Below are 11,835 nucleotides of genomic sequence, written 5' to 3' on the forward strand. Positions count from 1 at the left end.
CCTCTACCTATATATATTCTATTTACTCAATATTACCCATAAAATTTAAATTTTGCCCTTTTTCTAAAGTAATATATGCTTTTTTCCAAGTGGAAGAACGACTAATTTTATTTCCATGACGTTTCTTCTTCCCTTTAATTAATAAAGTTTTAATTGAATTTATATTAATATCAAATATTTTTTTAATAGCTGTTTTGATTTCATATTTAGTTGCATTTCTCAAAACTTTAATAATAATAGTATTTTTTTTTTCAGTAAGTATTGTTGACTTTTCAGAAATAAGGGGACCAATTAATATTTTAAATAATCTACTTTCATTTATCATTAAAATAATTCCTCTACTAACTTCAAAGCTTTTTCAGTGATTATAATTTTTTTAAACCGAATTAAATCAACTGGATTGATATCTTTAACGTGAAGAACACAAACTTTATATAAATTTCTTGAAGCAAGTAAAATTTTTTCATCTAATTTATCTAAAATTATTAATACTTTTTCTATTTTTAATTCATTTAACTTTTTTAACAATAAATTAGTTTTTGCTGATTCTATAAAAAAATTTTTAAATGCAATTAATTTATTTTTTCTTATTAATTCAGAAAAAATACTTTTTAATGCTCCTTTATACATTTTTTTATTAACTTTCTTAAAATACTCTTTTGGCTTAGCAGCAAAAGTGACTCCTCCTGATCGCCAAATAGGACTTCTTAAAGAACCTGCTCTTGCTCTACCTGTTCCTTTTTGTCTCCAAGGTTTTTTTCCGGAACCGGAAACTTCAGATCTACTTTTTTGCGATTTTGAACCTTTTCTCTTCATTGTATTGTATGAAGTAATAATTTGATGTATTAAAGGTTCATTATAAGGAGCGTTAAAAACTTTATCTGAAATTAATAATGATTCTCTGCTATCTTGTAATAATAATTCCATCGATTATACTCTTCTTTTTTCCTTAACTGCTGGTTTTATAATAAGATCACTTCCTATTGCGCCTGGAACAGAACCTTTGATTAAAATTAAATCTTCTTTTACATCAATCTTAATAACTTTTAATGATTGTATAGTTACTCGATGATTTCCTAAATGACCCGCCATTTTTTTTCCTTTAAAAACCCTTCCTGGAGTTTGATTTTGTCCAATAGAACCAGGGACCCTATGCGATAAAGAATTTCCATGCGAAGCATCTTGCATATGAAAGTTCCATCTTTTTACAGTTCCTGAAAAACCTTTTCCCTTCGAAAATCCTGTTATATCTACTTTTGAGATATTTTTTAATACCTCTACAGTAAAAAAATCACCTACTTTAAAAGAAATGTTTTCTTTTATTTTAAATTCCCATAAACCCCGTCCAGCTTTAACTCCAGAAGAAATAAAATGACCTATTTCTGTTTTTTTTAACTTACTATTTTTTTTTGTTCCAGTAGTAACTTGAATAGAATTATAAAAATCTTTTTTTTCATATTTTATTTGAGTTATAAAATTTTTTTTAACTTCTATTGCTGTAACTGGAATAGATTGACCATCTACATTAAAGATACGGGTCATTCCTATTTTTTTTCCAATCAAACCTATCATTTATTTTAATTCCTCTTAATAATTTAAGAAGTTTATTAGCCTAAACTAATCTGCACATCTACTCCTGCTGCTAAATCTAAACGCATTAATGCATCAACTGTTTTTTCAGTAGGCTCAACAATGTCTATTAATCTTTTATGTGTTCTAATTTCATATTGATCACGAGCATCTTTATTAACATGAGGAGAAACTAAAATAGTAAATCGTTCTTTATGAGTAGGTAATGGAATAGGACCTCGGACTTGTGCCCCTGTTCTCTTAGCGGTTTCAACGATTTCAGCAGTTGACTGATCAATTAAACGATGATCAAAAGCTTTAAGACGAATACGAATTCTTTGGTTCTCCATTAGAACAGAACTCCAATAATATACCACTTTAAAAAAATGCTATTCTCAACTTATTAAAATAAGTGAGTTTAACGGTTTATTAAAAATAATTTTTTTTGTAAAATTTAAAAAAATAATTAAAATTGAAATAAAATATTTTTTTAAAAAAAACGTATTTCTATTTTTACAAGAAAATTATTATTTTTTTAAATATAAAAAACTAAAAAATATTTAAATTAAAACTAAAATATTTAATAAAAAACACTCATAAATATTCCTCTAAAAACAATATTTTAGTATTATAAATATAAATTGAAACTATTAAAATATTTAATACATATATTTATAAAAATTCTTAATAAAATATATCAAGAAAAGACTATAAGTTAACATCTTTTCTTGATTTTTATCATATAAAAAATTAAAAATAATAATAAATTATTAACTAATTACTTTAGTTACTACTCCTGCTCCAACAGTTTTTCCACCTTCTCGTATAGCAAATCGTAATCCATCAGCCATAGCAATAGGATGAATTAAAGTAACAACAATTTTTATATTATCTCCCGGCATAACCATTTCTACACCTTCTGGTAATTCAATAAAACCAGTTACGTCCGTTGTACGGAAATAAAATTGAGGTCGATAGCCTTTAAAAAAAGGTGTATGTCTACCACCTTCTTCTTTTGATAAAACATATACTTCTGATTCAAATTTAGTATGAGGATGAATAGTATTAGGTTTTGCTAATACTTGTCCTCGCTCTATTTCATCTCGTTTAGTTCCACGAAGTAAAATACCTACATTTTCTCCTGCTCTTCCTTCATCTAAAAGCTTTCTAAACATTTCAACACCAGTACAAATTGTTTTAGTAGTCGGTTTAATACCAACAATTTCTACTTCTTCCCCAACTTTGATTATTCCTGTTTCTACTCTTCCAGTAACTACCGTACCACGACCAGAAATGGAAAAAACATCTTCAATTGGTAGTAAAAAAGGTTGTTCAATTGCTCTTTTTGGTTCAGGAATATAGGTATCTAATGAATTTGCTAAATCTATAATTTTTGATTCCCATTCAGGATCACCTTCTAGTGCTTTTAATGCTGAGCCTCTTATAAAAGGAGTATCGTCTCCTGGAAATTCATATTGTGTTAAAAGATCTCTAACTTCCATTTCAACTAATTCTAACAATTCCTCATCGTCAACCATATCACATTTATTAAGAAATACAATTATATATGGAACACCTACTTGGCGTCCTAATAAAATATGCTCTCTAGTTTGCGGCATCGGTCCATCAGTAGCTGCTACAACAAGTATAGCTCCGTCCATTTGAGCAGCTCCTGTAATCATATTTTTAATATAATCAGCATGTCCAGGGCAGTCTACATGCGCATAATGCCTAATTTGAGTGTCGTATTCAACATGAGAAGTATTAATAGTAATACCTCTTTCTTTCTCTTCAGGTGCATTATCTATTTGGTCAAAAGCTCTAGCGGAACCTCCATATTTTTTAGCTAATACTGTAGTAATTGCTGCTGTTAAAGTTGTTTTACCGTGATCAACATGTCCTATTGTTCCGACATTAATATGTGGTTTAGAACGTTCAAATTTTTTTTTAGACATAAAAAAACTCCTTGTTAAATTTTTAATACTTTGTTAATCAAAAAATAAAAAAAAATTATTTTGCTCTAGATTCAATTATTGAAGTAGAAATCGATAATGGAGTTTCTACATATTTAAAAAATTCCATAGAATAAGAAGCCCTTCCTTGAGTTTGAGAACGCAAATCAGTTGCATAACCAAACATTTCAGACAATGGAACTCTTGCTTGAATAATTTTTCCCATTGACGTATCTTCCATACCTTCAATAATTCCTCTTCTTCGATTTAAATCTCCTATAACATCTCCCATATAATTTTCAGGGCTTTCTACTTCAACTTGCATTACTGGCTCTAGTAAAACTGGATTTGCTTTTTTAAAAGCTGCTTTAAAAGCAATAGATGCTGCTAATTTAAAAGCCAATTCAGAGGAATCCACATCATGATAAGAACCATAATATAAACGAACGCCAACGTTTACCACTGGATATCCTGAAAAAGGTCCTGATTTTAATTGTTCCTGTATTCCTTTATCAATAGCTGAGATATATTCTCCAGGAATCACTCCTCCTTTAATATCATTAATAAACTTATAATTTAACTTTTCCTTAGGATCTAATGGAAATAATTCAATAACTACATGTCCATATTGTCCTCTTCCTCCAGACTGTTTAATATGTTTTCCTTCTATATCTTTCACAGAATTTCGAATTGTTTCTCGATAAGCGACTTGTGGTTTGCCTACATTTGCATCAACATTGAATTCTCTTTTCATTCTATCAACGATAATTTCTAAATGTAATTCTCCCATTCCTGCAATAATAGTTTGATTTGTTTCTTCATCAGTCCAAACTCTAAATGAAGGATCTTCTTTTGCTAATCTACTTAATGAAATACCCATTTTTTCTTGATCGACTTTTGTTTTAGGTTCAACCGCTATTGATATAACCGGATCTGGAAACTCCATTTTTTCTAAAATAATTGGTTTTTTTAAATCACATAAAGTATCGCCTGTAGTAACGTTTTTTAAACCAATTGCCGCTGCTATATCGCCAGCATAAACATCTCTAATTTCCTCTCTTTTATTAGCATGCATTTGAACTATTCGACCAAATCTTTCTTTTTGAGATTTTGCAGAATTTAGCACTGTATCTCCCGATGAAACAACTCCGGAATATACTCTAAAAAAAGTTAAATTTCCAACAAAAGGATCATTTGCTATCTTAAATGCTAAAGCAGAAAATGGCTCTTTATCATCAGATAATCTAACAATTTCATCACTTTTATTTTTAATACCTTTAATACATTTTATATCACTAGGTGCTGGTAAGTATTCAATAATCGCATCTAATAATGTTTGAATTCCTTTATTTTTAAAAGCAGAACCACATGTTACTAACACTATCTCATCATTTAAACTTCTTTTTCTTAACCCGTATTTAATTTCTTCTTCAGATAAAGGTTCATTATTTAAATATTTATTCATTAAATCTTCATCTGCTTCGACTGCTGTCTCTATTAAAATATGATTCCATTTTTTCGAAATTTTTTTTAAATTATTTGGAATATCTCCATATTTAAAAGTTAAACCTTGATCTTGTTCGTTCCAGCTAATAGTCTTCATTTTAATTAAATCTATAATACCTAAAAAATTATCTTCTGATCCAATTGGAATTTGTATAGGTATAGGATTAACTCTCAAGCGACTTTTCATTTGCTGCAATACATTAAAAAAATTTGCACCCATTCGATCCATTTTATTAATGAATGCAATTCTAGGAACTCGATATTTATTAGCTTGTTTCCACACTGTTTCCGATTGTGGTTGAACACCTCCTACTGCGCAATAAACCATTACGGCTCCGTCTAAAACTCTCATAGAACGTTCAACTTCTATAGTAAAATCAACATGTCCAGGAGTATCTATGATATTTATACGATGTAATTTGAATTGATTAGCCATTCCAGCCCAGAAAGTAGTAGTAGCTGCTGATGTTATAGTTATTCCTCTTTCTTGTTCTTGAGCCATCCAATCCATTGTTGCAGCTCCATCATGAACCTCCCCTATCTTATGATTTATTCCTGTATAAAAAAGAATACGTTCTGTAGTAGTAGTCTTTCCTGCATCTATATGCGCACTAATTCCGATATTTCGATACTGTGTAATAGGGGTTTTACGAGCCATTAACTTCCTCTACTGTTACATTTAATACTATTTAAATAAATTTCATTTTTTAAAATATATAATAGGTAATTAAACTAAATATAAAATGTTTACCACCGATAATGGGCAAACGCTTTATTTGCTTCTGCCATTTTGTGCACTTCTTCTCGTTTCTTTACTGCATTGCCTTTATTATATATTGCGTCAAATAATTCATTTGATAAGCGTATTGCCATGGACTTATCATTTCTTTTTCTTGCAAATTCTACTATCCATCTCATTGCTAAAGCACTTCTTCTAACAGAACGAACTTCTACGGGAACTTGATAAGTAGATCCCCCTACTCTACGAGATTTTACTTCAACTGTAGGTTTTACATTTTCCAATGCTGTATCAAATGCTTCTAACTCAGATTTTTTTACTCTTTTAGATAAATTTTTTAAAGCAGTATATACAATTGTTTCTGCTATAGATTTCTTTCCATCAACCATTAGAATATTAATAAATTTTGCTAAAATTTCCGAAGCAAACTTAGGATCAGGTAAAATTTTTCGCTGCCCAACAACTCGTCGACGTGGCATAAAAACTCCTTTGTTTTACAAAAACGTTTTTTATTAAAAAAATTAAATACATAAATTTTATTTAAATAAACAAAAATTAAGTTTTATTTTTTTTAACTCCATACTTAGAGCGACCTTTTTTTCTATCTTTTACACCAGAACAATCCAATGCTCCACGTACAACGTGATAACGAACACCAGGTAAATCTTTAACTCTTCCTCCTCTAATTAAAATAACAGAATGTTCTTGTAAATTATGACCTTCCCCACCTATATATGCTGTTACTTCAAAATTATTAGTTAATCGAACTCTACATACTTTACGTAATGCAGAATTTGGTTTTTTAGGTGTGGTTGTATAAACTTTAGTACATACCCCTCTTTTTTGAGGACTAGCTCCTAAAGCTGGAACATTACTTTTTATATTTTTCCGTAAACGAGGTTTGCGTACCAACTGGTTTACTGTAGCCATTAGGGCTCCTTATAAATATTTAAAGATTTGAAATATTAAATATGATTTAACTCTATTTCAAAAAAATCATAAAATAAAATTTTTTAACTAAGTTAAAAAAAAATAAAAAAAATTTTTAAGAAAAATTATCACCAATTCATTTGTATTTTATTAATTTTTGTTAAATAGATAAAATCTTTGTAAGTAACTTTTAAAAAAGAACTAGAAACTTTATTTATTAAACCTCTAGCTTTTAAATCTGCATCTAAAACATATAAATTAGCATTAGATGCTAACAATAACTTTAAAAAAAAATTTTTTTTTAAAGAAACCAAGACCCCGTCCTGTAATGCCAGAAAATCATCTACGGGTTTTAAAAAATGGAGTAATGATGTCATATCTGTTTTAAAAGGAGATTGCATCAAAGTATGAAGCATTTTTTACATTCCTTCTAAAAATTTAAAATAATACTAAATTTATTTATTTTTTTTCTAATATGATTTTTATTTAATAGACGTACTTTTAATAAAAAATTAGATTTTTTTATAATACCTCTTTCAAATAAAGATTCTGAACAAACAAAAAAATTTGAAAAATTATAAGTAGGTAGAATACAAAATGCGGAAATATAATTTTTTGAAAAAATTTTTTTAGGTTGTTGATTTTTAAATATTTGAAAAATTCCATCTCCAATAAAAAATAATCCAATTTTTTGAAAAAATAACGACGAAGCTAAAACATAATCTAAACCTTCTCTACTACAATGATCGCCATGGGGAGCGTTAGAAAAAATAAATGCTACAGAAGACAACATATCTATTTTTTCAAAATTGAATAATTCGGTCACAATTTTTCATTTCCTGAACAATTTCTATTAATCCAATGAACTGAAAATTAACTAATATTTTATCAACATTTTTTTTCGTATTAAAAATAACCCCTCTTCTTAAAGCAGCACTAACACAAATTTTTAATTTAACTCTAAATTTTTTATTCAAGTCAATCCATGCTTGTAATAAATTAAACTCATTATGATCAGGAGAATAATTAACATTAGCATTAGTAACTCCATTGCAATAAAAAAAAATACTACTAATATTATTTCCTGAAGAGAACAAATTTCTGGCAAATAACAAACCTGTTAAAGCATTTTGATTTCCATAAATCGGACCTGTAATAACTAACATGTATTTCATATATAAACTTAAATATCTTGTTAATAAAAATGCTATTTCTTTTAATTTTTTTATAAAAAAATACTAAAAATAACTAGTAAAAAATAAAACTTTATAATGAAATTATTCTTATTAACTTCTGAATTGACTTATATCAATATAATTATAAACAAAAAATATTTTTTATCCAACAAAATATATTTTTATATAATTTAATTAAAAAATATTTAGAATATATTATTTATATATATTATGTAATAAGTACTATTTTTTTAATTTTTTAATTGATTTGATCATATGAAATAATTACTCTATATTTTTATATATTTTTAAATACTATTTTTTTTCATTTTTTAAAAATAACTATATTTTAAAAAAAATACATAAATTTAAAAAAAAAATATTAATTAAATCTTTTATCAAGTTTATTTAAACTAATCCTATTTAGAAATAAAACAACATTTTTATTTAAATAGATAATATTTAAGAAAATATTAATTAATAATTAATTTTTTATTGTAAATATAATATATTAAAAAATATATTTCGTTAATGAAAAATATTTAAACAAAAGTTACTTATAAATTTTTTTTTAACTTATATAAAGAATTTAAAAAAATAAAAAAAAGGAAAAAATTTATAAATGAAAAATAAAATAATACTTACAATAATTAGTTTTTTTTCGTATTCTATAACCGGTGCTCTAATTGTAACAACCGGAATGATATTAGGAAAAATATCAAAATATTTCAACCTTCCTATCACCGACATGAGTAGTATATTTACATTTTTAAATGCTGGAATTTTAATCTCTATTTTTTTAAACGCATGGATAATTGAGTTTATTTCAATTAAAAAACAACTTATTTTAGGATTTTTATTAATGTTGTTAACAATTCTTGGATTAATAAAAAGTTTAAATTTAATAATTTTTAGTATTAGTATTTTTATGTTTGGATTGGTTAGCGGTATTACAATGTCAATAGGCACTTTTTTGATAACTATGTTATACAAAGGCAATGAAAGAGGAAAATTTTTACTATTAACTGATTCTTTTTTTAGTATGTCAGGAATGATTTTTCCTTTTATTATAACTAAAGTATTTAATCTTCATTTAACCTGGTATTGGATATACATCTTAATTTTTATTATATATATAATAATTTTTTTACTAGCGATTAATGCAAAATTTCCAATTTTAACAAAAAATATTAAAGAAAAAAAAATAAAAATAGAAAAAGGATCTTTTACTAATACTGCGATATTATCAATCACAGCATTATTATATATTCTAGGGCAATTAAGTTTTATTTCTTGGATTCCAGAATATGCTATTAGATCATTAAAATTCAATATAAAAGAAGCCGGAAAATTAGTAAGCTTTTTTTGGATGTCTTATATGATAGGAATGTGGATATTTAGTTTCATACTAAAATTTTTTGATTTACAAAAAATTTTAGTCGTATTAACAGGTATTTCAAGTTTTATTATGTTTTTATTTATTATTACAACTAACATGAAATTATTATCATTAATAATTATTGTTTTAGGTTTTTTCTCAAGTGCTATTTATACTATAATAATAACATTATCTTCTTTACAAACAAAAAAGCCTTCTCCTAAACAAATAAGTTTCGTTTTAACCTCAGGAACCATCGGAACTTTATTAACCTTTATAATCACAAAACCGATTATTTTAAAAAAAGGATTAATTTCTGCTTTAATCACTTCAAATTTTTTATATATAACAGTTTTCTTTCTTTCTATAATTTTAGGTTTTTTTACTAATCACAGAAAACATATAATGCCTAAATAATAAAAAAATTTTAAATAATATTTATTATTATTAATATTTTAATACAGTAAATAAATCATAAATTTTTTTCATTGTTTTTTTTGCGAAAAAGTTAGCTTTCTTAGCACCATCATTGATAACTTTTTTTAAAAATAATTCATTTTTTCTAAAAAAATAAAAATTTTTTTTAATTTTTTCAATTACTATAGTAATTTCATTAATTAATGTTTCCTTTAAATCATTATACTTTTTTTCAGAAAACTCTTTTTCTAATGAAAATATTGAAACTTCTCTGATACTAGATAAAATATTTAAAAAATTAGATATTCCTGGTTTTTCTTTTAAATCATAACGTATTTTACAATTTATATCTGAATCAGTTATAGCTTTTTTTATTTTTTTAACAATAATTTTTTTTTCATCTAATAAAAAAATTGTACCATTATGATTCTTATCAGATTTAGACATTTTTTGAGTAGGATTACATAACGACATTATTTTTTTGCTATATTTTGGAATTACTATTTCTGGAACTACAAACGTATTTTTTTGTAAATTATTAATTTTTTTTGCTAAATTTCTTGTTAGCTCTAAATGTTGTTTTTGATCGTCTCCAACTATAACTTTTTTAGATTGATATAATAATATATCTGCAGCCATTAAGATAGGGTAGTTTAATAAACCAGCAGTGGAAAAGGAAGAGTTATTTTTTTGTTTTGTTTTAAATTGTGTCATACGTTTTAATTCACTATAATTTGAACGACAATTTAGAAACCAATATAGTGCTGTATGCTCTAAAACATGAGATTGTACAAAAATAATACTTTTTTCAGGATCTATTCCACAAGCTAGATATAATGCTACTGCATCTAATGTATTTTTCTTTAAATTACTATTAATATTTAATGTAGTAATAGCATGTAAATCAGCTATACAAAAAAAACATTGAAATTTATTTTGCATTTCAGACCAATATTTAAGAGAACCTAAATAATTTCCTAAAGTAAAAGAACCAGAAGGTTGCATTGCACTAAATACAATAGATTTAAAATTGCTCATTTATTTTCCAAAAATTTCAATTAAATAAAAAATTCTTTAAAATAAATTCTAACCATCAAAAAATTCTAAAAATAAATATTTTTTTTAAAAATTTTAAAATGATTAATGAATCAAATTAAAATGTACTTTTTCTAATTCCTGTCTTAATTTGTTAATAACAATTTTATAATTTGAGGAATGAAATAAAGTTGAGCCAATAACGAAAACATTAGCGCCAGCCAATGCTATATCTGAAATATTTTTTATATTAATTCCACCATCTACCTGTAATAAAATATTACTCGAACTTTCGTTAATTCTTTTTCTAACTTCTCTAATTTTATTTATACTTTCTGGTATAAATGCTTGTCCTCCAAATCCAGGATTTACTGACATTACAGTTATCATATCTAACTGATCTATAACATAATCAAGATAATTAATAGGAGTACCAGGATTCAAACCTAATCCTGCTTTGCATCCATGATCCTTAATCATTCGTAAAGTTCTATCTATATGATTTGTTGTTTCAGGATGCACAGTTATGAAATCGGCTCCAGATTTTGCAAATTTCGGAATTAAAGAATCGACAGGATTTGTCATTAAATGAACATCAATTGTAGTAGAAATTTTATAGTCTCGTAATGATTTTAAAACCATTGGACCAATAGTTAAATTATCTACATAGTGATTATCCATAACATCAAAATGTATCATATCTCCTCCAGCATCAATTGATTTTTGAATATCTTCTCCTAATTTTGAAAAATCAGCTGATAAAATAGAGGGTGCTAAAAGAAAACTTTTCATTTTTAATTCCTATATTTAATTGCTTAAATATTATTTTTTTTACATTTAAATTTTTGTAAAATATATTTATTAATTTTAAAAAAATATTTTTTATACATTTGCTTATTTTATTAAATAATAATTTGTAGTAATTTTATTTTTTTAAATAAAAATTATCTCTTTATTAAAGAACTTAGTTTAAGAAATTTTTTAAAAAATTTAAAAAGTTACTAAAACATATTTTTATCTATAATTTTTTTTATTTAATAATTTTATTATCAAAATTTTAATTTTAGTTAACTTTTATAATTATTAATTTATAATAACATTATATTTAAAAAAAATAACTAACCAAAATTTAAT

Annotated in this window: 14 protein-coding genes; 1 reads left to right on the plus strand and 13 read right to left on the minus strand. The window is 25.4% G+C overall.

The features are described 5' to 3' along the window. Nucleotides 1-22: 22 nt before the first annotated feature. From rplW to tusD, 11 genes are all read right to left on the minus strand, one after another. On the minus strand, nucleotides 23-325 hold the full coding sequence (gene rplW, locus RJT65_RS02210) for a 50S ribosomal protein L23 (RefSeq protein WP_343152644.1): 303 nt from the start codon (nucleotides 323-325) through the stop codon (nucleotides 23-25). Continuing rightward, nucleotides 325-927 carry a 50S ribosomal protein L4 gene (gene rplD, locus RJT65_RS02215; RefSeq protein ID WP_343152647.1) on the minus strand — a complete coding sequence of 201 codons (603 nt, stop codon included), beginning with the start codon at nucleotides 925-927 and terminating at the stop codon, nucleotides 325-327. Before rplD ends, rplW begins: the two co-directional genes overlap by 1 nt. A 3-nt stretch (nucleotides 928-930) precedes the next feature. Further along, nucleotides 931-1,572, minus strand: coding sequence for a 50S ribosomal protein L3 (gene rplC / locus RJT65_RS02220; protein WP_343152649.1), 642 nt, complete (start codon nucleotides 1,570-1,572; stop codon nucleotides 931-933). A gap of 35 nt (nucleotides 1,573-1,607) precedes the next feature. Next, nucleotides 1,608-1,919: a 30S ribosomal protein S10 gene (gene rpsJ, locus RJT65_RS02225; RefSeq protein ID WP_343152651.1), complete on the minus strand. Its 312-nt coding sequence runs from the start codon at nucleotides 1,917-1,919 to the stop codon at nucleotides 1,608-1,610. Between the two features lie 420 nt (nucleotides 1,920-2,339). Next, the gene (gene tuf, locus RJT65_RS02230) at nucleotides 2,340-3,524 is read right to left on the minus strand and encodes an elongation factor Tu (RefSeq protein ID WP_343152654.1); all 1,185 of its coding nucleotides are present in this window, start codon (nucleotides 3,522-3,524) and stop codon (nucleotides 2,340-2,342) included. A 55-nt stretch (nucleotides 3,525-3,579) separates the two neighbouring features. Continuing rightward, nucleotides 3,580-5,685, minus strand: a complete 2,106-nt coding sequence (fusA, locus tag RJT65_RS02235) for an elongation factor G (RefSeq protein ID WP_343152656.1) — start codon at nucleotides 5,683-5,685, stop codon at nucleotides 3,580-3,582. An 89-nt stretch (nucleotides 5,686-5,774) separates the two neighbouring features. Next, nucleotides 5,775-6,245: a 30S ribosomal protein S7 gene (gene rpsG / locus RJT65_RS02240; RefSeq protein WP_343152659.1), complete on the minus strand. Its 471-nt coding sequence runs from the start codon at nucleotides 6,243-6,245 to the stop codon at nucleotides 5,775-5,777. A 76-nt stretch (nucleotides 6,246-6,321) separates the two neighbouring features. Continuing rightward, nucleotides 6,322-6,696 (minus strand): 30S ribosomal protein S12, encoded by a 375-nt coding sequence (rpsL, locus tag RJT65_RS02245; RefSeq protein ID WP_343152661.1) that lies wholly within the window; start codon nucleotides 6,694-6,696, stop codon nucleotides 6,322-6,324. A 128-nt stretch (nucleotides 6,697-6,824) separates the two neighbouring features. Next, entirely contained in the window at nucleotides 6,825-7,112 is a 288-nt protein-coding gene (gene tusB, locus RJT65_RS02250; protein ID WP_343152664.1) for a sulfurtransferase complex subunit TusB, read from the minus strand. Between the two features lie 14 nt (nucleotides 7,113-7,126). Beyond that, complete coding sequence (tusC, locus tag RJT65_RS02255; RefSeq protein ID WP_343152667.1) at nucleotides 7,127-7,522, minus strand: sulfurtransferase complex subunit TusC; 396 nt, start codon at nucleotides 7,520-7,522, stop codon at nucleotides 7,127-7,129. Further along, on the minus strand, nucleotides 7,500-7,871 hold the full coding sequence (gene tusD / locus RJT65_RS02260; protein WP_343152668.1) for a sulfurtransferase complex subunit TusD: 372 nt from the start codon (nucleotides 7,869-7,871) through the stop codon (nucleotides 7,500-7,502). The genes tusC and tusD overlap by 23 nt, the downstream gene beginning before the upstream one ends. A gap of 622 nt (nucleotides 7,872-8,493) precedes the next feature. Here tusD and tsgA point away from each other — a divergent pair. Next, nucleotides 8,494-9,666, plus strand: coding sequence for an MFS transporter TsgA (gene tsgA / locus RJT65_RS02265; RefSeq protein WP_343152669.1), 1,173 nt, complete (start codon nucleotides 8,494-8,496; stop codon nucleotides 9,664-9,666). 30 nt (nucleotides 9,667-9,696) lie between these two features. Here tsgA and trpS read toward each other — a convergent pair whose 3' ends face one another. Together trpS and rpe are read right to left on the minus strand one after the other, a co-directional pair. Continuing rightward, nucleotides 9,697-10,704 (minus strand): tryptophan--tRNA ligase, encoded by a 1,008-nt coding sequence (trpS, locus tag RJT65_RS02270; RefSeq protein WP_343152670.1) that lies wholly within the window; start codon nucleotides 10,702-10,704, stop codon nucleotides 9,697-9,699. A 102-nt stretch (nucleotides 10,705-10,806) separates the two neighbouring features. Beyond that, complete coding sequence (rpe, locus tag RJT65_RS02275; RefSeq protein ID WP_343152671.1) at nucleotides 10,807-11,493, minus strand: ribulose-phosphate 3-epimerase; 687 nt, start codon at nucleotides 11,491-11,493, stop codon at nucleotides 10,807-10,809. Nucleotides 11,494-11,835: the final 342 nt, after the last annotated feature.

This window comes from Buchnera aphidicola (Mindarus japonicus) (assembly GCF_039393905.1).
Taxonomy (GTDB): domain Bacteria; phylum Pseudomonadota; class Gammaproteobacteria; order Enterobacterales; family Enterobacteriaceae; genus Buchnera_A; species Buchnera_A aphidicola_B.

Coding starts and splice junctions, on each gene's coding strand:
- rpsG (WP_343152659.1), bottom strand. CDS start 6,245: ATGCCACGTCGACGAGTTGTTGGGCAGCGAAAAATTTTACCTGATCCT.
- trpS (WP_343152670.1), bottom strand. CDS start 10,704: ATGAGCAATTTTAAATCTATTGTATTTAGTGCAATGCAACCTTCTGGT.
- rplC (WP_343152649.1), bottom strand. CDS start 1,572: ATGATAGGTTTGATTGGAAAAAAAATAGGAATGACCCGTATCTTTAAT.
- rpsL (WP_343152661.1), bottom strand. CDS start 6,696: ATGGCTACAGTAAACCAGTTGGTACGCAAACCTCGTTTACGGAAAAAT.
- tusB (WP_343152664.1), bottom strand. CDS start 7,112: ATGCTTCATACTTTGATGCAATCTCCTTTTAAAACAGATATGACATCA.
- rplD (WP_343152647.1), bottom strand. CDS start 927: ATGGAATTATTATTACAAGATAGCAGAGAATCATTATTAATTTCAGAT.
- tuf (WP_343152654.1), bottom strand. CDS start 3,524: ATGTCTAAAAAAAAATTTGAACGTTCTAAACCACATATTAATGTCGGA.
- fusA (WP_343152656.1), bottom strand. CDS start 5,685: ATGGCTCGTAAAACCCCTATTACACAGTATCGAAATATCGGAATTAGT.
- rpe (WP_343152671.1), bottom strand. CDS start 11,493: ATGAAAAGTTTTCTTTTAGCACCCTCTATTTTATCAGCTGATTTTTCA.
- tsgA (WP_343152669.1), top strand. CDS start 8,494: ATGAAAAATAAAATAATACTTACAATAATTAGTTTTTTTTCGTATTCT.
- rplW (WP_343152644.1), bottom strand. CDS start 325: ATGATAAATGAAAGTAGATTATTTAAAATATTAATTGGTCCCCTTATT.
- rpsJ (WP_343152651.1), bottom strand. CDS start 1,919: ATGGAGAACCAAAGAATTCGTATTCGTCTTAAAGCTTTTGATCATCGT.
- tusD (WP_343152668.1), bottom strand. CDS start 7,871: ATGAAATACATGTTAGTTATTACAGGTCCGATTTATGGAAATCAAAAT.